The sequence below is a fragment of the Sphingobium indicum BiD32 genome (assembly GCF_000382885.1).
GTDB classification, from domain to species: domain Bacteria; phylum Pseudomonadota; class Alphaproteobacteria; order Sphingomonadales; family Sphingomonadaceae; genus Sphingobium; species Sphingobium japonicum_C.
In genome coordinates this window covers 25,662-48,809 of record NZ_CAVK010000060.1, presented here as the reverse complement: position 1 = coordinate 48,809, position 23,148 = coordinate 25,662, and the positions used below count along the sequence as shown (strand labels likewise).

Annotated in this window: 30 protein-coding genes; 22 read left to right on the top strand and 8 right to left on the bottom strand. The window is 62.4% G+C overall.

Going from position 1 to position 23,148, the window contains the following annotated elements:
* Nucleotides 1-27: 27 nt before the first annotated feature.
* The 3 genes from EBBID32_RS06315 to EBBID32_RS06305 are packed head-to-tail and all read left to right on the top strand — an operon-like array spanning nt 28 to nt 2,074.
* Nucleotides 28-465: a hypothetical protein gene (locus EBBID32_RS06315; protein ID WP_006952631.1), complete on the top strand. Its 438-nt coding sequence runs from the start codon at nt 28-30 to the stop codon at nt 463-465.
* On the top strand, nt 462-1,583 hold the full coding sequence (locus tag EBBID32_RS06310; protein WP_006952630.1) for a hypothetical protein: 1,122 nt from the start codon (nt 462-464) through the stop codon (nt 1,581-1,583). The genes EBBID32_RS06315 and EBBID32_RS06310 overlap by 4 nt, the downstream gene beginning before the upstream one ends.
* A complete protein-coding gene (locus EBBID32_RS06305) occupies nt 1,583-2,074 on the top strand; it encodes a hypothetical protein (RefSeq protein WP_006952629.1) in 492 nt (163 codons plus the stop codon). The genes EBBID32_RS06310 and EBBID32_RS06305 overlap by 1 nt, the downstream gene beginning before the upstream one ends.
* A 27-nt stretch (nt 2,075-2,101) precedes the next feature.
* On the opposite strand, the gene EBBID32_RS06300 is transcribed toward EBBID32_RS06305, so the two are convergent.
* Nucleotides 2,102-2,488 (bottom strand): hypothetical protein, encoded by a 387-nt coding sequence (locus tag EBBID32_RS06300; protein WP_006952627.1) that lies wholly within the window; start codon nt 2,486-2,488, stop codon nt 2,102-2,104.
* A 476-nt stretch (nt 2,489-2,964) separates the two neighbouring features.
* Between EBBID32_RS06300 and EBBID32_RS06295 the strand changes: the two genes are divergently transcribed.
* The 12 genes from EBBID32_RS06295 (at nt 2,965) to EBBID32_RS06250 (ending at nt 10,803) form a co-directional block, all read left to right on the top strand.
* The gene (locus EBBID32_RS06295; RefSeq protein WP_037489150.1) at nt 2,965-3,441 is read left to right on the top strand and encodes a hypothetical protein; all 477 of its coding nucleotides are present in this window, start codon (nt 2,965-2,967) and stop codon (nt 3,439-3,441) included.
* Nucleotides 3,438-3,743 carry a hypothetical protein gene (locus tag EBBID32_RS06290; RefSeq protein WP_006952621.1) on the top strand — a complete coding sequence of 102 codons (306 nt, stop codon included), beginning with the start codon at nt 3,438-3,440 and terminating at the stop codon, nt 3,741-3,743. Before EBBID32_RS06295 ends, EBBID32_RS06290 begins: the two co-directional genes overlap by 4 nt.
* A 94-nt stretch (nt 3,744-3,837) precedes the next feature.
* Entirely contained in the window at nt 3,838-4,185 is a 348-nt protein-coding gene (locus tag EBBID32_RS06285; protein WP_231382119.1) for a hypothetical protein, read from the top strand.
* 253 nt (nt 4,186-4,438) lie between these two features.
* On the top strand, nt 4,439-4,972 hold the full coding sequence (locus EBBID32_RS06280; protein ID WP_006952617.1) for a 5' nucleotidase, NT5C type: 534 nt from the start codon (nt 4,439-4,441) through the stop codon (nt 4,970-4,972).
* On the top strand, nt 4,969-5,280 hold the full coding sequence (locus tag EBBID32_RS06275; protein ID WP_037489147.1) for a hypothetical protein: 312 nt from the start codon (nt 4,969-4,971) through the stop codon (nt 5,278-5,280). The genes EBBID32_RS06280 and EBBID32_RS06275 overlap by 4 nt, the downstream gene beginning before the upstream one ends.
* The gene (locus EBBID32_RS24005) at nt 5,277-5,609 is read left to right on the top strand and encodes a hypothetical protein (protein ID WP_156022480.1); all 333 of its coding nucleotides are present in this window, start codon (nt 5,277-5,279) and stop codon (nt 5,607-5,609) included. The genes EBBID32_RS06275 and EBBID32_RS24005 overlap by 4 nt, the downstream gene beginning before the upstream one ends.
* A gap of 11 nt (nt 5,610-5,620) precedes the next feature.
* The gene (locus EBBID32_RS06270; protein WP_006952616.1) at nt 5,621-5,935 is read left to right on the top strand and encodes a DUF7673 family protein; all 315 of its coding nucleotides are present in this window, start codon (nt 5,621-5,623) and stop codon (nt 5,933-5,935) included.
* 339 nt (nt 5,936-6,274) lie between these two features.
* On the top strand, nt 6,275-7,480 hold the full coding sequence (locus EBBID32_RS06265; protein WP_037489144.1) for a hypothetical protein: 1,206 nt from the start codon (nt 6,275-6,277) through the stop codon (nt 7,478-7,480).
* Nucleotides 7,481-8,466: 986 nt separating this feature from the next.
* Nucleotides 8,467-8,970, top strand: coding sequence for a DUF736 domain-containing protein (locus tag EBBID32_RS06260; RefSeq protein ID WP_006952612.1), 504 nt, complete (start codon nt 8,467-8,469; stop codon nt 8,968-8,970).
* A 72-nt stretch (nt 8,971-9,042) separates the two neighbouring features.
* Complete coding sequence (locus EBBID32_RS06255) at nt 9,043-10,077, top strand: DUF2493 domain-containing protein (protein ID WP_006952611.1); 1,035 nt, start codon at nt 9,043-9,045, stop codon at nt 10,075-10,077.
* A 110-nt stretch (nt 10,078-10,187) separates the two neighbouring features.
* A complete protein-coding gene (locus EBBID32_RS24000) occupies nt 10,188-10,334 on the top strand; it encodes a hypothetical protein (protein ID WP_006952610.1) in 147 nt (48 codons plus the stop codon).
* A 52-nt stretch (nt 10,335-10,386) separates the two neighbouring features.
* The gene (locus EBBID32_RS06250) at nt 10,387-10,803 is read left to right on the top strand and encodes a single-stranded DNA-binding protein (protein WP_006952609.1); all 417 of its coding nucleotides are present in this window, start codon (nt 10,387-10,389) and stop codon (nt 10,801-10,803) included.
* 254 nt (nt 10,804-11,057) lie between these two features.
* On the opposite strand, the gene EBBID32_RS06245 is transcribed toward EBBID32_RS06250, so the two are convergent.
* Nucleotides 11,058-11,282: a DUF6437 family protein gene (locus EBBID32_RS06245; RefSeq protein WP_006952608.1), complete on the bottom strand. Its 225-nt coding sequence runs from the start codon at nt 11,280-11,282 to the stop codon at nt 11,058-11,060.
* Nucleotides 11,283-11,797: 515 nt separating this feature from the next.
* Between EBBID32_RS06245 and EBBID32_RS06240 the strand changes: the two genes are divergently transcribed.
* Nucleotides 11,798-12,091: a CopG family transcriptional regulator gene (locus tag EBBID32_RS06240; RefSeq protein WP_037489186.1), complete on the top strand. Its 294-nt coding sequence runs from the start codon at nt 11,798-11,800 to the stop codon at nt 12,089-12,091.
* Nucleotides 12,092-12,127: 36 nt separating this feature from the next.
* Here EBBID32_RS06240 and EBBID32_RS24795 read toward each other — a convergent pair whose 3' ends face one another.
* On the bottom strand, nt 12,128-12,277 hold the full coding sequence (locus EBBID32_RS24795; protein WP_231382118.1) for a hypothetical protein: 150 nt from the start codon (nt 12,275-12,277) through the stop codon (nt 12,128-12,130).
* Nucleotides 12,278-12,416: 139 nt separating this feature from the next.
* On the opposite strand from EBBID32_RS24795, the gene EBBID32_RS06235 reads away from it, so the two are divergent.
* The 3 genes from EBBID32_RS06235 (at nt 12,417) to EBBID32_RS06225 (ending at nt 18,037) form a co-directional block, all read left to right on the top strand.
* Nucleotides 12,417-14,390, top strand: coding sequence for a type IV secretion system DNA-binding domain-containing protein (locus EBBID32_RS06235; RefSeq protein WP_231382117.1), 1,974 nt, complete (start codon nt 12,417-12,419; stop codon nt 14,388-14,390).
* A 3-nt stretch (nt 14,391-14,393) separates the two neighbouring features.
* Nucleotides 14,394-17,492 (top strand): MobF family relaxase, encoded by a 3,099-nt coding sequence (gene mobF, locus EBBID32_RS06230; protein WP_006952603.1) that lies wholly within the window; start codon nt 14,394-14,396, stop codon nt 17,490-17,492.
* Between the two features lie 149 nt (nt 17,493-17,641).
* A complete protein-coding gene (locus EBBID32_RS06225) occupies nt 17,642-18,037 on the top strand; it encodes a thermonuclease family protein (RefSeq protein WP_231382116.1) in 396 nt (131 codons plus the stop codon).
* Nucleotides 18,038-18,079: 42 nt separating this feature from the next.
* Here the strand turns inward: EBBID32_RS06225 and EBBID32_RS06220 are convergent, their stop codons facing one another.
* Nucleotides 18,080-18,550, bottom strand: coding sequence for a hypothetical protein (locus tag EBBID32_RS06220; RefSeq protein ID WP_006952599.1), 471 nt, complete (start codon nt 18,548-18,550; stop codon nt 18,080-18,082).
* A gap of 153 nt (nt 18,551-18,703) precedes the next feature.
* On the opposite strand from EBBID32_RS06220, the gene EBBID32_RS06215 reads away from it, so the two are divergent.
* On the top strand, nt 18,704-18,895 hold the full coding sequence (locus EBBID32_RS06215) for a hypothetical protein (protein ID WP_006952594.1): 192 nt from the start codon (nt 18,704-18,706) through the stop codon (nt 18,893-18,895).
* Nucleotides 18,896-18,928: 33 nt separating this feature from the next.
* Here EBBID32_RS06215 and EBBID32_RS06210 read toward each other — a convergent pair whose 3' ends face one another.
* A complete protein-coding gene (locus EBBID32_RS06210; protein ID WP_006952592.1) occupies nt 18,929-19,480 on the bottom strand; it encodes a MucR family transcriptional regulator in 552 nt (183 codons plus the stop codon).
* 273 nt (nt 19,481-19,753) lie between these two features.
* Here EBBID32_RS06210 and EBBID32_RS06205 point away from each other — a divergent pair, with 273 nt between their 5' ends.
* Entirely contained in the window at nt 19,754-20,356 is a 603-nt protein-coding gene (locus EBBID32_RS06205) for a hypothetical protein (protein WP_037489141.1), read from the top strand.
* 89 nt (nt 20,357-20,445) lie between these two features.
* A complete protein-coding gene (locus tag EBBID32_RS24790) occupies nt 20,446-21,024 on the top strand; it encodes a hypothetical protein (protein ID WP_006952588.1) in 579 nt (192 codons plus the stop codon).
* Nucleotides 21,025-21,061: 37 nt separating this feature from the next.
* Here EBBID32_RS24790 and EBBID32_RS06195 read toward each other — a convergent pair whose 3' ends face one another.
* The 3 genes from EBBID32_RS06195 to EBBID32_RS06185 form a co-directional block, all read right to left on the bottom strand.
* Nucleotides 21,062-21,532 (bottom strand): DUF1810 domain-containing protein, encoded by a 471-nt coding sequence (locus tag EBBID32_RS06195; protein WP_006952587.1) that lies wholly within the window; start codon nt 21,530-21,532, stop codon nt 21,062-21,064.
* A gap of 64 nt (nt 21,533-21,596) precedes the next feature.
* Nucleotides 21,597-22,469, bottom strand: coding sequence for a nucleotidyl transferase AbiEii/AbiGii toxin family protein (locus EBBID32_RS06190; RefSeq protein WP_006952586.1), 873 nt, complete (start codon nt 22,467-22,469; stop codon nt 21,597-21,599).
* Entirely contained in the window at nt 22,462-23,136 is a 675-nt protein-coding gene (locus EBBID32_RS06185) for a type IV toxin-antitoxin system AbiEi family antitoxin domain-containing protein (RefSeq protein WP_006952585.1), read from the bottom strand. The genes EBBID32_RS06190 and EBBID32_RS06185 overlap by 8 nt, the downstream gene beginning before the upstream one ends.
* Nucleotides 23,137-23,148 lie beyond the last annotated feature (12 nt).

The window sequence follows — 23,148 nt, the reverse complement described above, 5'->3', positions numbered from 1 at the left end:
CATTACGATCATATCCGGAGACGCAACATGCGTATCAGCCATCTCCAGGCGCTCGCCGATATCGTCCTCGGAGATCCCGAAGCGCTTGCGCTCGCCTATCATGAGACCATCACCGGCGCCGAGCCAGTCTTCGAAAGCAATGCGGCGCGCGGCCGCTTTGCGGTCGCGCTCAAAGCGGTTGGCATGGCGACCGACGCTGCGCGTTTTCAAGCCGCCTTTACGAAGCTGCAACAGGCCGCCGGCCGAAAAGATAAGCCGGTTGAGCCGGCCTGCCGCGATTGCGGGAGCACCAACCTGACACGCGACGCCTTTGCGGGTTGGGATAGCGATACCCAACAATGGGTGCTGAGCGCGATCTACCAGTCCACCACCTGCCATGCGTGTGACGCCGAAAGCGACGATCTTTGCCGCTGGAAGCCGATCAAGAATCCCCCAGACGAACTATTATCGCAGGCATCGCAATGACGGCCACCGCCGGTCCGCCGGTCATCGTCGCCTGGGGCGCCGGCGTCGACTCCACTGCCATGATCCTCGAAATGGCAACACGACGTCAACGCATCGACATGGTGCTGATCGCCCAAATGCCCGAAAAACCCGAGACCCAAGCCTTCATTCCGGCCTTTCGTCGCTGGATGGACGATCGCGACATCCCAAATGAGATCGTCGCCAACAGGCCGCGGCGCTTCGGCACCTCCCCGGCCTATTTTGACCTTCTCGAAGCCTGTCTGATCAACGGTGCACTCCCATCGATCGCTTTCGGCCGGGGAACCTGTTCCCTCCGCTGGAAGGTCAGCCCACAAGATGCCTGGACCAAAACCTGGCCCCCGGCACAGCAGGCTTGGGCCACCAGTCAGAAAGTGATCCGGCTCATCGGTTTCGACAGCAGCCTGCGTGACAGCCGCCGCTATGCCCACGCCGAAGGATATTCCAGCAGCCTCTACACCTATCGCTACCCACTGCGTGAATGGGGCTGGGGCCGCGACGCCTGCAACGAACGTATCCGACAAGCCGGGTTCGAGGTGCCGGCAAGCTCGTGCTTCTTTTGCACGGGCATGCAGTGCGACGAGGTTCGCGCTCTGCCCGCATGGTGCCTGAGGCTCATCATCCTCATGGAAGCCCGCGCGAAGCCGCGGCTGAAATCCTGCGAAGGACTATGGCGCTCGACCACCAAGGGCTTGCGCGGTCGTGAGGCGCGGCCTGGATCAATGACCCGGTTCATTCGCGACGAAGGGCTGCTCCCCGCTCATGAAATCGACTGGATCGCCGGCGAGGCGAACGCAGACCTCACCGCGTTTCTCAGCCGTGCCGCCGCACTTCCATTCGAAAGGCGCCAGACCATGCACAGCTGGATCAACGGGTTCATCGCCCATGAGGTTCGCGCACCCGACAGCCATCCCGAAAAACAGGAGGATCGAAGGCAATATGATGCTGAGCCGCGCCAGCCATTCCCGATCCCACCACCCTCACAAGCGCGGCGCGCAAGACAAGTCCCGATTTCTCCGCCCGCCGATCCGGCGAGGAGCGGAGGGGGAGGGGAGTGTCGGGCTGCGAAGAAGCGACCCCGACACATGGAGACTGACTAATGGCCACACAGAAGATGAACATCGGCCCCGTGCCCTACGACGAAGCCTGCGCCCAGCTCGGCTCGACCCCCGACTTCGCCGAAGTTGCCCGCGCCGAGTGCCATGCCTATCGCGCCGCGCTTATCGCCCACTACGGCTGCCCACCCGAAGGGGCTGAACTGCGCATCATCGGTTCACCTCATGACTTCGGGACATACTACGAAATCTACGTCGTCTACGACGCCGAGATCGGCACCGCACTCGATTATGCCCTGATCGTTGAACAGGGCCTCGCCCGCTGGGAGGACGCCGGTTTTCCCGCCCCATTCACTTATGGCGCCCGCGCCAGCACCGTCGAACGCCACTTCGAGAGCCTCACGCAGCTTGTTGCCGCCGTCATTGCCAGCCTCGATGCCGCTGGTGCCGAAAAAGCCGAAGCGCGCGAACGCCTCGCCCAAACATGGCCTGATGCAGCGGCCATCGCCGCATCGCCCGCCAACACCACTCACTGAAGTTTGAACGACGACCGGGGCCGCTTCTCAATTGTCGCGTCGTGGCCTCGGCTCGCTGTCGTTCCTCCGGTCCCGAATAATTGCCGCCCAGCGGTCGAGCAGCAGCGCCGCTCCCATGTCATGCTGCGCAATATCCAGGCTGCGAACTTCCATCGCCCGCGCAATCGCTATGACGCAGTTCGTGCTTTCCTCGCGAACCGCACGTTCGCTGACCGCCGCCATCACCCCAATCGCATGAGCAAAAGCGTCGCCCGGCAGCGCATTACCGCCCCTGTGGTCGCCCTTGCACGGTTCCGTATCCAGTAGCGCCAGCGCCGATCTCAAATGATAGATCGCAACAGCATCGCTCGCGATGTCAGGCATCGCGAGCACCTCACGAACCAACTCCCGCGCAGCCTCGCGATCCTTCCCCATGCTCACCACCGGACCCTTTGGGATACCCAAACACGCACAGCGTCCTACTTCCTCTACCACGGCGTCATCTCGAAACAGCCGGTAGCGACCGCCCAACTATGGACGTCGCCAGCCCGAAACCGGACATTGGAAACCTGAAAAGAAGCAATCAGGCGCGAACACCTTTGGGCCTGGGCCTTGGACATACGTGTCCGCTGCCCGGTAACCGAAGCTGCCGGCTTGCTTCTTTCAGAAGGTTTCCACGCCTTCGCCCACGTCTCCGCGAGCGGTTCCAAACTATGGCAAAGTCGCCCGGAATACAATCGCACATTGTACCCACCGATCGCCTGCGGCGGCGAGACGGGGAAAGAGCTAAGGGGGAGGTGCATCGTTGAGAGCGCATGTCCGGCTCTTTGCGGCAATAGCGATGTCGCCCCGCATGACAGGCTACCGGCGCCCCGAACCTCTTCCCGAACATTGGTGCAGGAGATACCACCATGGTGATTAGCTTTCACTTCGGCGCAGCCGGCCACCCCGTCAGCTGGATTCTCTACGGGGTCTATGGGACTGCCTACGGTGTGGCGCTTGCCGCTGCGCGTACCTGGCACGCTCGCATGCTCGAAGAACGACAAACCAAAACGCCGCCGGGCGGACAGTTCGCTATTGCTGTCAATGGGGACTCAGTCGTCCGATCTGACTTGTTGTTCGACGCCGATTATTTTCGCCATCATCAGGAGCCCGACGACTGCTCGTGGCTGTGCCAGTTCCAGGGATATCCTCTCGCAATCCCCGAACAGGCCAAACAGGTCGTAACCGAGGAACTGCGGCGACGCCTCATCGACGTCGGATTCCTGATCCCTCGGGCCGAATGGGAAACCCGATACCCGGAGCAAGCCGACCTCTCGCGCCAGTTTCGCGCGCTCATGCAGCGCGATCGCTCCTCATCTTCCAACGATAGGGATAACCTGACATGAGCCGATATGAACCCCAAGCGCGTGCTGAAGTCGTTCGCGCACATGGGCCCCTGACCATTGCCGTTGGCTGGGACGCCCCCCTCAACACCTATTTCGCTGCGGTCCACCGAAACGACGATGATGTCGACGACGAACATCGCGAAATTCTCTGGATCGGGACCACCTACGGCGAGATCGCAGAGCCGGAGACTGTCATCGATGCGATCACTCGCTTTGCGGATGTTGACGGCGACCTGGCCGCAACCCTTCGCGCCGACCGGCTTCGGGAAGGCCACCGTCCGCGCTCGCCATGGATTCGCTAAGACCCCCTGATCACAGGGCGCGTTCGCGCCCGCTGACAGGTGAGGGCGAGACGGGGCTGCGAGCTGCGATCATGCGGCTTCAAAGGAAACCGCGATGACCCCCACCGCTCCGAGCGAGACTGCCTCGAAAGTCGCCCTGGGCCCGGAACGTCCGCGCCCGCTGACGCATGCCGAGCGCGCCAACCCCATCCTTCAGCTCCCCGCGATGCACCGGCTCCGGACTCTCGATCCTGACGTGCAAGCGTGCTTGCGCGACCTGTCGCTCGATCTTCAGTGCGACGCCCGCGTGCGGGCAAAGGCCAGCTGGGATGCACACAAACCGCCTATGGCCGCCTACTGGGCCGCGGTGGGCGTCTATTCCGGTCATATCGCCCGCCTGCTCCGTCGAAACACGCAATCCGACCGACAGCGCCAGCCGGACCTGTTCGGGAAGGCGGCATAACATGTCCTGCACTCGACGAGGCGCTCGCGCGACAGCGGCCCCGCGTCCATCGGAATGGGATGATCCACCCGGTTACGACCGCAGACTTGGCCGCGTGCGCACGCCGAGCGACGACTTCTACGACCACCGCATGCTTGTCCTCCACCGCATCCGCCGATTCTTCTCCACATCGAGGAAATGATCGCCTGCGTACACCGGCCTCACTGGTCGGCCCCGGCGATCACATCATCACCGCCAGCTCGAAAGGAATACCATGGCCGAACCCGTCGCCGCCCAGAACGCCATCAGATCGGCACCCACAATCGTCCGCATCCCGCATATTTTCCTCGATTGCGACGGCGTCCTCGCTGATTTCGACACTTACGCGCGCTCCTATTTCGGTCAGCATCCGCGCGATGCGGAGGCCGAACTAGGCTCCAAACGCTTCTGGAAGATGCTCGAAACCAAGGGCAACTTCTATCGGGATCTTCCACTGATGCACGATGCGCGAACCCTGTTCGACGCTGTTTCACATCTCAATCCGACCATCCTGACGGGCTGCCCCCGCGGCAACTGGGCCGAAGCGCAGAAGATCGCATGGGCGCAGGCCTATTTCCCAGACGTTCCCATCATCACCTGCCGCAGTGCGGACAAGCGGGACCACGCCAGGCCCGGCGATGTGTTGATCGACGACTGGCCACAATATCGTCACCGCTGGATCGAGATGGGCGGCGTGTTCATCAGCCATTATGACGCGGAGTCCTCGCTGGCGGCATTGTGGGCACACTATCCCGAGCTACAGCCATGACCTTCGAAAGCATGAGCCTCGATGAGCTGTTGCTCTGCATGTCGGCCAAAGCGACCCAGTTTGAAAAACTGGCGGCCGCTACCAGCCATACCTCGAATCTGCTCCGACGCGCGGCGGCTCTTCTGAGCACGCTCGAAAGTGAACGCGGCGCGCTCGCGGCAATACTGGATGCCGCATGCCTCGCGCGCGACACGGTTGGAATTCTCGGGACCCCGGTCGACGCGATCACCATGCTGGGCGAGGAGAACGCCGGGCTCCGAGCCGAACTCGACGCCCTTCGGGCTACGCCATCCAGGTCCACGTCATGAACCATCAGCACCAGTTGACGCAGGAACAGCGCGAATGGCTGACGTCGCGCATCCAGCAACTTCGTTCCCGAATGCGAACAGCCGGTTCGTTCCGTCAGGCGGGCATCCATCGAACCATAGAAGGCATGAAGCAGCAGCTGCGCTCAGGGATCTGGAAGCCCCACGACCTCACCGGCGAAGCCGGCGTGGGCATCACGCCCCCGTCTTTCGTGCCCATCTCGAATGTACCACGGCCCGCTCAGACGCCGTTGCCGTTCTGCAGTCCTGCATCGAGGATCACACCCTCGGTTGACTCGCCCGGCGACATCGCTGACCATCCCGCTCCATGAACGTCGCCCCCATGATCCATCCCGAAGTCCGACAGGCGGTGGCGCGATTGTTCGACCTTGCACAAAGCGACACCGGCCAGGCACGCCGAGTCGCGGATTTTCTCATGGCGTGGTGGAATGCGACGGATCTCGGTGGCTTCGACATCGCCGATCTCTTCTCTCTCGACCGTGCCGTTGCTACCGACATGGCCACCGTCTTTGCCTTCCTCGGTAGCCACCCCGGCGCGATCTACGCTGACGCTTTCGAACTCGAAGACGCGATGAAAGCCCTCATCGCCCTCTGGCGACCCAAGATGATCACACAAGAGGGTGCTGATAGTGCCTGACCGCGGCGCAGTTGCAAACATGGCACTGAACGTACCGATGCTCCGCTTGGCATACTGAATTACTTTCGACCCATCGCGTCATTTCCGTAACCGATAGACCCCGGATCGGCGTGACGGTCGTGTGACGATCGAGCGCGCAACCAGGCGCTGATTCCGCGCGCCATTCCGTAATCTCACCTGCGATCGCCCCAGCCGGGCGGTTCGATGCCATCCCGCCGGTCCCGCAGGGACCGGCGGCCGCAAAATTGCGGCCCGGCGCACACGAAACCACGCACGCGAAATCCGGCTTCCTCGCCTCTCATCTTACCGGAAATCGCGCCCCATCCTGGAGATCCATTCATGGCCCTTCGCAAAGCCGCGCGCTGGTCAGCGCGCGAACTCGCCCTGTTGCGCGCTCACTATCCGACCGACGGGAGCGGTGTCGCCACCCGGCTGCCTGGGCGCAGTTGCCACGCGATCCAGGTCAAGGCGCACAAGTTGGGGCTGGCGACCACCCACCGCAGTCCTGCGCCGGCCGCCCGGCTACAGGGTGCAGCGCTCGAAGACGCGATCCGGCTACGCGAAGTCGATAAGCTTTCGTTCGCCGTCATTGGGAAACACTTCGGGATATGCGAAGCGAGCGCCTGCAACGCCGTAACGATCGCCCTTTGCGTGCGGCGCGGCTATCGTCCCGCCGAGCGAGACGCGCGTGGTCGCCTTACGCCCGCCGGCATCGAACGCTTGCGCTACGCGCTCAAGAAAGGCCTGAAAGGCATCGATATCCAACTGCGCCTTGGCGTTTCGGCCGCATGCGTCTCCGAGCAGCGGCGACGCTACAACCGCGAGCTACTGGCGCGCGGTAAAGCGCCACTCCCGCCGCCCGGCGGCGGTGACGCCTATTCGGGCGTCAAATTGACCTTAGCGCAGCGCAAGGCGGTCGAAGCGCTGTTCATGGAGGGGTTCGGGACCACCAAAGTCTCCCAGCGGAGCGCCGTTTCCAAAACCAGTTGTATCCGGATCCGTGAGCGCCTCGTGCGACGCCTGCGCCGCAAGGGCCAGTCCCTGCCCGGATGTGACGCGGCCGGCGTTCGGCATATTCACGCTGAAAGCGCACGGTTCGTCACTGACGAACAGCGGCAATTGCTGCGCGCAATGTTGCTCGACAGCATACCCGTCCGGCGAGCCGCCCATGATCTCGCGATCGGAGGCTCCACTGCCTATCGCATCCGTGACGAACTCGCCGCTGAAGTCTCCCACGCAGGGCAGGCGCTTCCCAAGCCCAATCTTCCCGGTCTGGTCCGGTCACACGCCACCCCCGACCCCTTCTGGCCCCCGGCAAACCCCAAAGAGATGTTCGCATTCCGCCGTCTACTCCAGACAATGGGCTTTACAGAGGCCAAGGACCATTGGCGGGAGACCCGGCGCGAGGCCCGAAGGGCCGAGCGTGCCGAAAATGCCCATAGGTCGTTCAGCTTCGACGAGCAGCTTGCCCACGTCGCCGCCGGCGATGTCGGGATTACCAGCGCCTTCGTGCGCCACCATCTCCAACCGTTGATCACCCCCTAAAATCATTCGCGCCTGATGCCGGGCAGCGTCCGGCCACCGCCCGGCCACCGCCCATAGCTTTGAATCCTATGCCGAGCAGATCGCCGTAATCGACGCCATTCCCTCTCATCGTCGGACCGGCTCCCACCGACCACGGCCTCGCTGATCGCGAACTGGAGGTTGATGTGGGCGGAGGTGCGGAATCGTCCGGGGCAGCTTCTGGGTCGGACGGAGATGGAAGAGAAAGAGAAGGAGGGGAGGGGGGCGTCACCCGATCTGCGATCGGGCCGGGCTCTATTGCGCTAGGCTCCCACGGCCGCTGCGCGGCCGCGCTCGACAAGCTCCACGGAACCTCGTCCTTCGGCCGAGTTTCCGCCCCTTGCGGGGTCACGATCCCTGACGTGGCCGGCTTCGCCGCCTGACAAGACGACCCTGACGGGTCAGCGTCATTTGCCAGACCGGACGGTTCGAGGACGAACCGCCCGGTATCTGCCTCGCACCAGGTCGTTCATTGCACCCTGCGCCACCCCCACCAGTGTCCCGGCGTTGCAGACCCCCCCACCGGGGTCGGCGGCAAAGGGGAATCGGCCGCAAGCGGCCGATATTTTTGTTTGTCTGGAAGCCGCCTCAACAGAAATACCGGGCCGCAAGCGGCCCTACGGTTTCCACCGCTGCGCGGCGGAGCCTCCGTCATTTCTGTTGCCCCCGCTGGCGGTGCCTGCGCCTTGGGCCACAGGCGAAGGTGGCTCCGGGTGCGATGAACGACGAAGCCCCCGCTTGTGCTCGCCAGATCAGGATGGAGTTGCCCTGACGGGCAACAGTTTTTTCGTGGGCCGCTGCGCGGCCGTTGCAGGCTCAGGTTCACCAGGCACGATGAAATCTGTCAAGAAAACAATGTGTTATGCGTGGGGTTAGGGCTTTGATATAAGGGGGTCACCGGACGGGGACGGTCCCCGGAAGGCTCAACCACCCGGCGCGGGAACGCCGGTCCAAATGGAGTAAAGACTATGAACCTCGGTAATCTCAAGCTGAACGCCAACGGCTTTTTCGTCGGCAAGATCGCCACCGTCTCGGTCGCCATGACCATCTGTCTGCGCCCTTGGGAAGCGCGCAAGGAGAACAGCCCCCGCTTTGAAATCCTCGGCCTCACGCCCGCCCGCACTTGGGTTCGCGTCGGGTTCCTGTTCGAGCAGTCCATGAAGGACACCGGCGAGGCTTTCTTGCAGGGTTCGATTGACGACCCGTCGATGAGCAAGCCGCTCTATATCGCTTGCTTCCGCGAGGATGACGGTAGCTACAACGTTGCATGGAGCCGCCCGCGCCGCGCGCGCAACGATCTGGCCCCGATCGGTGATGCAACCGATGGCCCCGCCGATGAAGGCGATGGCCTTGGCGAAAGCACCGCCCCGGCTGGCGACCTTGGCTTGCCCCCGGTTGAGCCGTCGAGCCGTCGCGGACGCCGCGCCGAACAGGCGCAGGAACAGCAGCAGGAGGAAGCCGCCAGCGCATAAGACAAGGTTGGGCCGGGGCGCGGGAACGCTCCGGCCCGATCCGCGCACGCCATCCCAAATGGAGTTTGAAACATGGCCCACACGAACAAGGGGCGGGTTAGCAGGTTCGCAGACTTTGCGGAAGCCTATGCCGCCATGACCAGCGCGGGGGACTTTCCCGCCAGCTTCACCGAAACCATTGCCGAATCCCGGCTTTCGATCATCGACGACCCCACCCGCGACCCGATGCCCGACCCCGAACTTGCGCGCGGTTGCGTCGAGGATTTGACCGCGCAAATCTTCCGCCTGTTAGCGGGAACCCGCATGGAATCTTTCGGCCAGCCGATTGCATGGGGTATCGTCAACAGCCTCTATTATGTCGCCAAGCGCAGCAAGCGGCAGGAAGACGATGCCGCCGCCGAACTTGGCGAAATGGTCCGCGTGTTCGACCCGTCCGAAGTCTATCAATCCCGCATGGAAGAACTGCAACAGCGTTGCCAGTCGCTTGCGGAAGCCCGCGCGGCTTTGGAAACAATGTGCAACCATGCCGCCAACGTCTATTTCGTCGAAACCGGCAAGCCGTTCAATACCATCAAGGGCAGTCGCACCGGAACCGGCCTTACCGCCTCGCAGATTGAAGGTTTCGACTATCTCAAAGCCCGCGAAGCCGAGCACAACGCGAAACACTATCCTGCGCGTCCTGCCGTTCTCGTTTCCGGCGGCGGCGACTGGGAAGATGCAGACATGATCTTTCGTCGGCTGGACATGGTGCGCGCGCGCATCCCGCACATGATCTTGTTCACCGGCAAACGCTTCAAGGGCGCCGAGCAGATCAGCACATGCTGGGCGCATGAACGGGGCGTTCCGATAGTCGGCTTTTCCCTCAACAAGCGCGGGAGCAACGACTACCGCGCAGCCTATCGCCGCAATGAGGTATGGAACCGGCTGGACGAAATCGTCGAAGCCATGATTTTCCAGCAATCCAAAGTGCAGGAAGATCTTGCCCGCCTGTTGCGCGCCAGAGACGTTCCGCTCCACATTTTCCGCCTTGCCGAACAGAACAACGGCACCGGCCCGAGCGACCTTGCCGCGCTGCGCGCAGAGGAACAGCGCCGCAAGCTGGCATGACCCGGAAAGCCCGCGCGCACGAGCGCCGGGCCTTCCCCCCATCACTCACATGAAGCGCGCCGCCGACCAGCGCCATGCGCCGCCGCGCGCGCCGCGAAGGAACCCGAACCATGTATGAACTCACTCCCGAAAGCGCCGAAACCCTCAAGGAACTTCTAGGCGACGAATGCCCGCTACTGATCGAGCAACGCGCGGGCGAAGGCTGGACCGATAGCGTTTGGCTCGCCCTCTATCGCGATCAGGGTTTTGACCTCTGACCTACAGGCGCGCGCCGCCGCGCGCGCCCGTTCCCCCCAAGGAGCCGCCACCATGATCGACTTCAAACGCCTTGCCGAACAGACCCCCGAAGATCGTGCCGCGCGTGACGCGAAGCGCGAGCGGGACGAGAAAGACGCCGACGCCAAGCGCCGCGCCGAATGGTCGAAAACGACCATCGACGCGCGGCTATCCGAAGACGTCGAAATGCGCTCGACACCGAGCGGCGACACCATTGCGAGCTTGCGTTGCATCGCAGACAATGGCGACACGTTCACCGCGATCTATTGGCTTCCACCGCACCGGCCCGACGCCGCCGAACGCATTGCCGCCACGCTTCGCGCGGGGCTTGGCGTCTGCCTTGCCGGTTACTGGAAACGCCGCCAATGGACCGACCGCGACGGCAACCCCCGGCAGGTCCGCGAGTTTCAGGCGCAATATGTCGCGCCCGTCCGCGATCCTGTAGATTGAGCGGCCAGCAGCGCCGCCCAGGGGCGGCGCTGGATTGTCGCGACACGCCGGAAATGTCGCGCCCAGGTGCAGGGGTTGCGGACAATTTTGCGGCCCGCTTTGCGGGCCGCGTTGGCGCGCGCGGGGGTGTCGCTTTGCTGTTCCCGCGTTGTTGAAACGCAGGGGATCGCACCCCCCATAAGTGATAGCGCACAGGATAAGGGGCGCATGGCGTAGCCGCCATGCGCCCCTATTTTCATGCAGCAGACCGCCGATCAGGCAAGCCGCTTCATGGTTTCCGCAATGCCGAGCGTTGCGACTCTTTGCGCCAGCTTCGCAAACTCCGCCTTGCTCAGATCGGCCAGACCCGACGACACCAGCGCACCGCCGAACTCGCTTGCAATGCGCGTCACCATCTCCTTTTCACGCACTTCCAGCGCCGCCCTTTCGTCAGCCAGCGCGCGCAGTTGTTCCGAAGGCTTGAGGCTCTTTCTCGCCATGTCGCATGTCTCCATAGTGCAAAATGGCGTTTGCTGATTTCCCCTATAGCCGACTTCGACCAAGACCGGAACCGTCACCGGACGGCTACCCCGTCAGAAGCCCGACGCGGGCGCAGGAGCGCCGCGCTTTCCGGCTGGGGCATCAATGGCCTGACGGCCCGGAATGGCCCACCTCGAAAGCCGGAGACGCTCCAGCGGATAGATCAAGCCCACACCCCCGACGACGCGAGCGACAACATGGAGCAATCAAGCACACCGAACGCACCTGAAGGTGCATAGGGATCAAGTAATATCATAGTCTTAGCTGACTGGACTCCCGTATCCCATTGCACTGCAAATGCACGACAATGGGATGTAGCCCAAGAATGGCGCGGATTTCTGCGATTTTGAAGTAACGTCGATGTAATGCAACGCACTGCGTCCACCGGGATGCAAAACCATTGCTCCGGGCCGAAATGTCGCATAATATGCGGCACTTTCTCAGCCCCGACCGGCCTCTGCGCGAAGAGGCTGGCATGAACAACAACGACCCCCAGATAACCCTGCGGCTCGATCATAGCTTGTGTGATCGGATCGACCGCCTGGCTGCCCGCAGCGGGCTGACGCGCTCCGCCATGATCCGACATGCGCTGCGCTTGTTCGCAACCGAAGCGGAGTCCGCCGGTGCCAGCCAAAGGCGCGTGGCGCGCACCATCGAATATGCTCAGCTGGCACTCGACGTCATCATCCGCGACCAATATCCCGATGTGCGCGAAAAGCTCCTGGCCGAAACCGACAAGCGCGTGGAGCAGTATCATGCGGCGCGCTGATATTCGCTTCAGCGGCAAGCCCGTTCACCTGCGCCATCATTCCGCGCGCGGAACCGTCCAGCGCAACAGCGGCAACTTCACGCGCGGTAGCCAGCTCCTCACACACGAGGTGTTGATGTGGACATCGGGCGCGAAAATCCCGTTCATCGTCTGGCTGTTCTGCTTTGCCGCCGCATATTCCTTCATCCTCGTTGTCACCCTGCGCGAACACGAGATCGAGCTCATCGGCATGAAGCTCTATTCGCTATTCTGGGACTTCATGGAATTCGATCCGATGAAGCGGGTCAACGTCACTTTGCCCGACGGTTCGATCCGCGCGATCGTGATGGCGCAGGTCGCCGATGTCCCGGCCGTCATCGCCGCCTGGGCGAAGGCCATGCGCGGGCTGGTGGGCGCGATCCTCCTATCGCTTCTCGCCACTATTCCGCTTGCGCTATGGTTCGTCGACATCTCGCGCAAGCGCGGCAAGTCGATCCTACAGGAACGTCATGAGCGCGGCGCAATGCTGGTCGAGCGCGAGGTTCTGCATGCCGAGGTGGTTGCCCACAATCTGCGCGAGTTTGAAGCGGAATCCGCCTCGCTATTGCCAAGATCGACCCCCGCCCAGGTGCGCGCAATGCCGTTTGTCGAACGTAAGCGGGCGGGCATTCATCACCCCTATGTCCTCGCCGGCATTCCCTATCCGCACCGCCTTGAGCAGTCGCATACGATGCTTATCGGCACCACCGGCGCGGGCAAGACGACTGAACTCCGGAGCCTGGTCGCACAGATGCGCGCACGCCGGGATAGTGCTGTTATCTTCGATCTCACCGGCACCTATGTCGAGAATTTCTATAACCCTGAAACCGACATCATCCTCAACCCGATGGACCAGCGTTGCCCGGCCTGGTCGATCTTCAATGACTGCTCGACCCACTCGGAATTCACAGCCGCGGCCGCCGCGTTGATCCCTTCGGATGGGGGATCAACCGAACCCTTCTGGGCGATGGCGGCGCGCACGCTGTTCATCGAAATGTGTATCAAACTCCAGGGGCGCGGGCAGACGACCAACGCGGATCTCGCCGACAATCTGATGACCGCGGACCTGAAGCGCGTGCACCGTTTTTTGGCGAACACGATCGCCGATCCGCTTACCGCGCCCGAGGCAGCGCGCATGGCGGAATCGATCCGCGCCGTGTTCAACACCAACGCGCAGGCGCTGCGTTTCCTGCCCGACGAGGGCGAGCAATTCTCCATCCGTGAGTGGATCTGCCGGCCTGAGAAGCCCGGTTCGATCCTGTTCGTGACTTCGCACTATGTCGACCTTGCGATGAACCGTGCGTTGCTCACATTGTGGATGGATATCGCCATTACCCGCATCATGACGCTGCCGCGGACGCGGGGGCTGAGAACCTGGTTCATGTTCGATGAGCTGGGAGCCTTGCACCGGTTACCGGCGATCGAAAACGGCTTGCAGACGGCGCGCGCTTTCGGCGGCGCGATGGTCCTTGGACTGCACAGTTTCGAGAAGCTGATCGATGTCTACGGCGAGCAGGGCGCCAAGAATCTCGCTTCGCTCGCGCGCACCAAGCTCATTCTGGCGACTGCTGATCTCGACACGGCTGAGCAATGCGCGCGCTACATCGGCAACCGCGAAGTGCGCCAGATGGATGAGGCGTACAGCTATGGATACAACCAGACGCGTGATGCTTCCACGCTGACTCCGCGCAAGCAGGTCGAGCCGCTGGTGATCGCCGACGACATCACGAACCTTCCGTCCATGCATGGCTTCATCAAATTTCCGGACGGCTTCCCGGCGGCACGGATCAAGCTTGAATGGAGGGATTACCCAACAGTCGCTCCGGGCTTTCTCATCCGCGAGAACATTGCCCCGACGCGCCGACGGCGGGGGGGTGAACTGGTCGAGGAAGAAGGTGGGGAAGGGGGCGGCCGAGATGGCGCCGCCCAGGTCATAGAAGAGGTCGATCGGCCCAATGTCGCACGTGACCTCGCCGCAGCAATCCTGTCCGTTCCCCCAGAGGAGATGGGACGGGACGATGGGCGCGAACGAGGCGATCCGGACCTCGATCGCGCGCGGCCGGGAGGGCGGGGCGCTGCCGGGCCGAACGGTACGCGCGGGCGAGGGCAGGTGCCTGGAGAGCCGGAGGGGCGCGAGGAAAATGACCAGCGGTCGCGCGATCGCGCCGAGCCGGGCAGGACGCGGGGACCGGAGATCGAGGACCAGACGCTGCGCGAATTGCGTGAGGATTATGGTCCAGACAGATCCGCCGATCGCGACGATGTGGACATGGGGATCTAGGCGATGCTGTCGATCGCGGCGGTGCGCTCGGCTGGCGGCGCCGCCGGCTATTTCGCCAAGGACAACTACTACACGCTGGAGGAATCCTCCGAGGCGAGCAGCTGGGCGGGCGAGGGCAGTGCCGACCTTGGTCTTGCCGGCGACGTCGGCAAGGAGGGCTTTGAAAAGATCCTCAACGGAGAGCTGCCAGATGGTGAGAAGGTCGGCCAGGTCGAGAACCGCAGGCCGGGTCTCGACATGACCTTTTCGATGCCGAAATCCGCGTCAGTGATGGCCTATATTGCCGGCGACAAGCGTATCCTTGCGGCCCATATGGAGGCGGTCAAGGCGACGATGAGCTGGGTCGAAAAGAACCTCGCCGAGGGCCGCAAAGATATCGACGGGCGCAAGGTGCCGATCCGCACCGGCAATCTCGTCTATGCTCTATTCCAGCACGACACGAGCCGCGCGCTCGACCCGCAGGGCCATATCCATGCCGTGATCGCGAACCTGACGAAGATGCCCGATGGCAAATGGCAGGCGCTCCACAACAGCGCGCTCTGGAAGAACAACAGCGTGATCGGTTCGATCTACCACGCCTTCTTTCGCGATCGGATTGAGAAGCTGGGTTATGAAGTCACTTCGACCGGAAAGCATGGCACCTTCGAGATTGCCGGCGTCGCCAAGGAGGTGCTCGAGCTGTTCAGCCAGCGCCGCGCGGTCATTCTCGGCAAGGCGCTCGAGCTCGGCATCAGGACCGCCGAGGGTCTGCGAGAAATCACCAAGAACACGCGCGATCCCAAGCTCAGCGTGGGCGATCGCGAAGCGCTCGGCCGGGAGTGGATCGACAAGGCCGCGACAGTCGGATTCGACGGCAAGGACCTGATGGCGGCGGCGGTCGAGCGCATAACCCGCAATCCGGACCGTGGCATCATGGCGCGGGGCTATGAAGCGGTCAGCGAGGCCATCCGTTCCGCGCGCGGGATGGTGGCCGACTTCCTCCGCCCCAACGACCCCCTGGTCGACCGCGGCCTCGCGCGCCTGACACAATCGCCCGTCGAGGCGCGTGCGCAGCTTGCGGTTGCCTCGGCGGTCCGGATTCTCTCGCAGCGCGAGGCGGCCTGGGAACTCAACGTGCTGGCGAAGACCGCACTCGACTTGCGCCTCAAGGGCGTGACGATCACCCATGTCGAGGGCCGGATCGGGAATTTGCTGGAGAAGGGCGCCCTGATCCCGGGCAAGTCGCATCGTCATGACGGGATCGTCACCATGGCAACGACGCCCGAAGCAATCCGTACCGAGGAAGCGATCATCTCCGAAATGGAGAAGGGCAAAGGGAAAGTCGAACCGATCATTGCCGCGGCCGACGCGCCCGCGCGCTTGCAGGCAGCCTCGACGGTGACGCTCAATGCCGGCCAGCTCGCGGCCGGCGCCATGATCGTGTCGTCGCGCGACCGCATTGTCGCTGTCCAGGGTATCGCTGGAGCCGGCAAGTCGACGATGCTGCAAGCGGTGGTCGAGGTGGCCCACGCGGCGGCTAATATCGCGAGAGCCGAGGGGTACAATGTCCTGGGGCTGGCCTTTCAGACCAAGATGGTGCGCGATCTTCAGGATGGCATCGGCGCTCCCAGCCAGACGATCGCCTCCTTCCTCCTGCGCCACCAGCATGTTTTGCACAGGCAGGAGGGGCCACGATATGAGGCCGCGCGTGAAGTGCTCAGGAATACCGTTCTGCTTGTCGATGAGAGTTCCATGGTGTCCAGCGAGCAGACGCTGAAGCTGGAGCGGATCGCCAACCTGCTGGGCGTGGAGAAGCTCGCCCTGATCGGTGACCGGCAGCAGATATCCTCGATAGACGCGGGTAAGGCCTTCGCACTGGTACAGGCGGCGGGCGTGACCATCGCCCGAATGGACGAGAATCTTCGCCAACAGGGCGATATTCTGCCTGTCGTCGCAGCGCTCGCCGATCGCGGCCAATCGGGAGAGGCCATAAGGGTCCTTCGCGAGAATGTGATCGAGGATAAGGACCATATCGACCGTGCAGCCGATATGTGGCTGGAGCTGGCACCCGAAGAACGGGAAAGAACGGCGCTCTTTGCATCCGGCCGCGAGGCGCGAGAGCATATCAATATGCGAATCCAGGAAGGGCTGACCGCGGAGGGGACGCTCGGCAAGGACAGTCTTGCGCTCACGATATTCGAGCGCGTGAACCTCACCCGCGAAGAGCTGCGCTACAGTCAAAACTGGCGGGCTGGCCTCAAGCTCGACGTTATGTTCCGGACCGACGAACTCGGGCTCGGCAAGGGCCTTTATGACGTCGTGGAGGTTCAAAAGAACGGGAAGATCGAGCTATCCGACGGAAAACGCCGGTTCCGGATCGACCCGCAAAAGCTGTCGCCGCATGTCAGCGAGGACCGGCTCGGCCTCTCGGAGCCAAAATCGATAGCGATCCACGAAGGGGAGGCAATCCGCTGGACCGCGAACGACAAGGCGCGCGGGCTCGACAACAGCGCGTTGGCGAAGATTATCGGGGTCGACGCGGCGGGCGTGACGGTCGAAACTGCGTCTCGCGAGCAACTTGTGCTACCTCATGGCGATCCGATGCTGTCACGCCTCGATCTTGCCTACGCGCTGAACATGCACATGGCCCAGGGCATCACCGTCGACAAGGCGATCGCGGTGATGTCGTCTTTTGAGCGGTTCCTCTCGAACCAGCGGCTGTTCAACGTCACAGTCACCCGCGTGCGCGATGCGCTGACGCTTGTCGTCGATGACAAGGATCGCCTCATAGCTCAGATCGAGCGCACGCCGGGGAACAAGACGTCCGCGCTGGAAACGACCGGGAAGATCGACGTTGATGGGCGAAGCGAGCAATCGGCCGAGATGCTGGCGGGCATGTTGGGCGAGACGGTGGATTTCGATCCGGGCGAAATCCCGCTCGACGATCTCGCGGCGCCGATTGCGGGCTGGTCGCCAGATGATCCCAAGGGTGACAAGCCAGCAACCGAAGGGCAGGGGAAGGAGGCGAAGCCGAGGAGCGACCTTCGGGCGCCCGATCCTGATCCCATTGATCTCGACAGCCTGCCGCCGCTGCCCGAGCGGACATTGGGGCTCGACCTGTGAGCGGTCGGGGAAGTCCGCACCTCAGGCATGTCGCGCGACTGAATCTGGCATGTCCCCTCCAGGATTATATGTCCTGGTCCCGCCGAAGCGCTCGCTCTTGCGACCTTCGGTCTCGGTTCGCCGCGACCCTTATGGTAGCGACGGCTACCTTGAGCGGCTGCACTGAGAAGCTGGAAGCTCGGGGAGCCGAAGCGGTTCCGTGCGTGCAGCCCTATATCTATAATGGCGACTATATCCGGTGTGCGCCGTTCGGGCGGTCACGGCTCTACGGCATAGACGCGCCCGAAATGCCGGGGGCCTGCCGGCCCGGCCGGAACTGCGTGCCGGGCGATCCCTACGATAGCCGCGACAATCTGCGCGCGCTGGTTGCGAAGGGGAACATCATGTGCCGCCAACTCGACACCGACCGCTACGGCCAGCCGGTCCTGCAATGCTGGAACGAGGATGGCGATCTCTCCTGCCAACAGGTGGAGGCGGGGCAAGTTGTCCCGCGTTATGGTCGTTTGGAGTGCCCGCCGAGCTATCAATCACGCTCGCCGAAGTAGCAGCGATGCCAGATCGCTTGTCGCAAGGTAGTCTCGCTTTGCTTAAAGCTCTCCCACCCACGCGCGTTCGGATGCGGCAAGCCATTCGACGGCGAACTCAAAAGTTTCAGGGAGATCGTCAAGCGGTTCGGGCCACTTTATACGTTCGCCATTACGGTAAAGCCCGCTATGGGCTTCACGCAAGTCCAGCAGGGCCTTGCACACCACCTTCGTCCATTCACTATCGCCAGTAAGCTGGTCTTGAGGCAGGAGCCTTAGGCGCTCCTCCAGATTCTGCGCCGCTTCGGTCAAGGTTCGCCCCGTCACGACAGGAAGCCAATTGGCGGAAAAGACGTAATTCATCGCTGGAAAGACGATTTGATCCTCGCTGTTCCACGACAGGTCGCGCACAATATCAACATGGTCCTGCCAAAATCCGAGCGCGGCCCAAACACCTTTTCCATAGTGGTCCCGCCAACTCTGGAAGGCATAGCCTTCTTCCGTTACGAGTTTGTCGATAAGTTCAAAGGTCATAGCGCCCCCTCTTGGTGATTGACCATATCGCCGATGACGAGGCTGTCATATCCCATATTCAAGTCTACCACGCTGAATTTAAGCGTTTTTCTTTCTGGAACATGCTTCCGTAGATGATCGCATCGTATGTTCAATTGCGCTATAGTACGGTCCATGACCGAACTCGATCCTCACACGCTTCGCGTCGCCGCCTCGCTCGTGCGCTCGCGCATAGACAATCTCAAGCGTGATACGCGGCTGGATGGCCTCCAGCGCCTCGGCGCGCACCGTACGCTTACCCAGCTTGCTGTCGATCTCGAGGTGTCTGCCGAACATGTCGGACCGCGCCGCCGCCGCATGACATGACGCCGACCCGCCTTTTCGGGCTGATTTCCGCGTTTAGCCCGCGTCGGCGTCGTTCGGCGGCGCAAAGGCTGGTGTGAGAACAGAGCGCTTTGCGCGAGGTGCCCCGCCTGGGCTGCGTTCCTGTGTGGGATTGCCGGCCGCTGGCCCCTTTTTCGTCCTGGCCGCTGGAGCAGCCGCTACCTTCGGCTTGCGACCGAGACCGATCTTTTTGGCGAGCGCGCGGCGCTTTTCGGCATAGTTGGGCGCTACCATCGGGTAGTCGGAGGGCAGGTTCCACTTGGTGCGATATTCGGCTGGCGTGAGCTGATAGTGCGTCATCAGGTGCCGCTTCAGCATCTTGAGCTTTTTGCCATCCTCCAAGCATACGATGTAGTCGGGCTTGACCGAAGCCCGGATCGACACCGCAGGTTCCTGCTTCGCTTCCGGCACCGTCTCGGCCTTGCCGAGACGGTTGAGCGCATCGTGCACATTCTGGATCAGCGATGGCAGATCGCTCACGGCAACACTGTTGTTTGTGACATGCGCGGCCACGATGTCGGCGGTCAATGTGATGAGTGTGCTGTCGCGTTCGGTTGCTTCGGTCATGCTTTGCTGGCCTTCCAGGCTAGGCAGAGAGGATCGGTGAAGCAGCGTGGCTAGCGGGAAGTGGCTTCCTTCGCAACAAGCGTCGCAACGTCCCGCTTCATGGAGAATTGTGCCCGAAACACCAGCTTTTTAAGGAAGTGACAAATGACATCTATGTCACTTTACCCCTGAGGTGCTGAGCTAAAGTGACATAGGTGGCAAAAGCATGGTTCGCCGGTCTTCATGAGCAATTGGGGGATTCACAAGAGTCCCGCTTTGTGCTTGATTCGTTCCATGTTCCAGCAGGACCTCTTCGCATCGCCGGCCTCCCAGCCAACGACAAGCATGCCGGACATAGTCCGCACGATTGCGGAGCATTCCGCGCGGCCGCGCTATACCTTCATGGTGCTGGACCTTATTGCCCGTGTCGCCCGGCCGAACGGGCAGGCCGGCCCTCTCGTTCGCGATGGCGAGGCGTTGGTGCCGATCCGGGAGTGGCTGGCTGCGGCAATCGCGCCGAGCGGAGCGCGCTATCATCACCGCCGGGTGACCGCCGACAAAGTCCGCGCGGCGCTCTACGCCAAAGGGGAATTGCCGGATGACCGGGAGGAGGCTGAGCGTCTTGTTGATGCCCAGATTGGGGAGCGCATCCGGGAGACCGGCATGACCGCGATCAGCCGCGCCGTATCGGAACTGGTGCGGGCAGGGCTCATCAAGCGCCATTACCAGGGCTGTTGGGTCGACCACGAGAACCGCGGCGCTCAGCGCCATGCGGTCTATACGGTAACGGACACTGTCCGCGCCGCGCTTCACCCGAGCATCGCCACCAGCGAAAACCAGCGGAAACCTTATGTGCGCGGTGCGCACGGTCAACCTCGAACGGCAGCAGCGCGGTAGGGCCTTAGAGGTGGTTGCATGAATTTTTAATAAGATTAGTTGCAAATTCCAGGCCGGAAGCATATCTGCGATGGATGGAAACAGGAAGCATGTCCGCCCTTGCGCAACTCAAGCGCCACCTGCGTCCAGGTCAGGTTTACCGCCGCAAGGATCTGGCGCGCTGGTCGAACGCGGTCGATCGCCATGTTCGCCAGCTTGTCGATGAGGGGCGGCTCGAGAAGGTGTCGGCGGGCGTCTATATGGCGCCACGCAAGACCCGGTTCGGTGTCGCGCCCGCGAAGCCCGAAAAGCTTGTCGAGACATTTCTCGGCGACGATCGGTTCCTGCTGGTCTCTCCAAACGCATTCAACGGGCTTGGCGTAGGCACGACCCAACTCCACAATGAGCCCGTGGTCTATAATCGCAAGCGCCATGGCCGGTTCAAACTGGATGGACGAACGTACGACTTCCGCATGCGGCCGGCGGTGCCCCGGCGGCTTTCCAAGGAAGTCCTGCTTGTCGACCTCCTGCATAACATCGACCGGCTGCCCGAAGACAAGGCGGCAATCCTTCCCCGTGCGCTGGCGAGGGCAGGGGAAATGGATCGTGGCCGGCTCGCGCGCGCGGTGAAGGAATATGGTTCGGCCCGCGCCGAACGGCTCCTCGCGTCCGTGCTGCAGCCGGCCTAAGCGGCTGCGGCCTTCCGTGTTTAACGAAGCCTTGCCGTTAGCCTTTGGGTTCGTTGGTCTCGCTGGGGCGAACGCGTCGTGGGCTCTTCGCCTTGAGAAGCTCCACTGTCTTCTGATCGCGTGCTCCGCCGAACCAGCGGTTGAGCGCTGCCGTGATCAGAGGATGAGCAGTGGCGGCTTCAAATAATGTCAGCGACGAGTGAAGTTTCATCGCGTCGAGCGTGTCGAACACGGCAATCGGATCATTGGTTGCCAAGTCCTGTAAGGCTGTGACGCATTCGATATACCGTGGTCCCAGGACCGGATGACTGAAATAAGCCTGCGCCTCATCCAACGATTGAAGCGCGAACTGCCGTGAAGTCGAGCTTTGCCCCAGGCCCGCGAGCTGCGGGAAAATCCACCACATCCAATGGGTGACTTTCTTGCCACGGCGGATTTCGGCAAGTGCCGGTGCATAAGTGAGCGTCTGCATCTCGACGAAACGTTCGGACAAATGATCGGCGGTCATAAAAGCTCCTGCGGCACCGTGGCCGAGAGCGTATCGACTAGCGCCTTGATGACGAATTTCCCTTTCATGGGTGAGCCACTTCGCCCGGCGGCGGAGGCAGCCTGTCGAGTTTCGCAAGGAAGAAGCGCTCGCTCCAGAGGTCGACCGATTTGAGTTCGGTCGGGCGCAGGAAGCGCCGTACATCGTCGGCCGCAGCCTTCCAGTCGATCTTCGCGATCGCACTCCCCAGTGCTTCTGTCAGCCATGGCATATCGGCGGCAATGTCCTCATTGCCCGCCCATGGACCGGCCTGGATGAGCGCCATACGCAATAGTGGAAGATTGGGCGCCACCCCCTTGGCGACATACCAGGAGAAATCGAACCAGTCCCGGCCCTTGAGGAAGCCCCGGCATAGGAGCGCATGAATCTTGAGCGCGAAATTGGACGGCAAATCCTGGTGTCTAACCTCATGATCCGCCGGGAAATCCAGATAGCTCGACGTCTCGCCCGAGCCCTCGGGCGGGTTGACGTCAATCTCGAGCTTGATGCGGATCGTCTTCGGCTTGCCCGTTCCAGCGAAGGACAGGGCGAGCTGGCTCGCGATCGAATCATCCTTGATCAACGCTTGGCGGATCGCCGTGTCCATCTTCGCCTTGGGCAGCGCTTCGAGCTTCAGCCCGAACTGGCCGAACACCTCGATCAGCGTCTTGAGGTAGGGCGTCCAGTCGAACCCCGGGTCAGGCTCCCGTAGCAGGAAGTCGAGATCTTCTGAGAAACGCGGCAGGCCGTGGAGGATGCGCAGGGACGTGCCGCCCTGAAAGAGGGCGACGTCGAAGAAGTCACCGCGCCAGAGGGCGTAGAGAGCGATCTCTTGGAGGATTTCCTTGACCGCATTCTCTTCCTCGAGCGCATTGGCGGCATCGTAGCGGCGCAGTTTCTCCTGGATGATATCAATCATTTGCTGAGCGGCCCTTTCTGGCCATGACGGCGATCTCGAGCGCAGCAAGGAAACCGTTTACGGCCTTGTGCTTGTAGACCGGCTTCAGCTTGGTGAAATCCTTTCGCCGAACTCCGAGGAGCATCTCCTCATCGATCCGCATGCCCTGGGTCAGCCAGTCGAAACCGGTCCACTCCTCCTTGCGCAAGGCAACGAGGTCCAACAAGGCGCGCAGCGGCTGTGCGACGAAGGCCGTGAGCTTGCCCATCTGCACGCGATCGACGCCGGCCAGAAACTGGTAGTCCGCGATGGCGAGCGGATGGAAGCTGAACGCACCGAAGTCGGTCGTTTCAAAGCGGAGCGTCTTGCGGCCGGGAGACACGCTTGCGGTCACGAAAACCGCTTCAGGGATCCAGCCGTGATGGGCGAGGGCGCTTTCAAAAGAGACATAGCTGCCTGGCACGAGACCTTGCGCGATAGCGAAGGGATGGATGGTTTCGCTCCGATAGTGCTTGCCCAGCAGATAGGTGCCGCGCTTCACGCGAAGCAGCGTGCCGTCCTTGAGCGCGCGGTTGACCAGCCCATAGCGCCGGGCGTCACCGCCGCCCAGCAGATTGCCGAGCTGGCGCTCGCTGAGGATATGGTCAGCCAGACCCGCCGCCGTGACTTGTTGCGCAAGCGATGACATGAAATTCCTGAT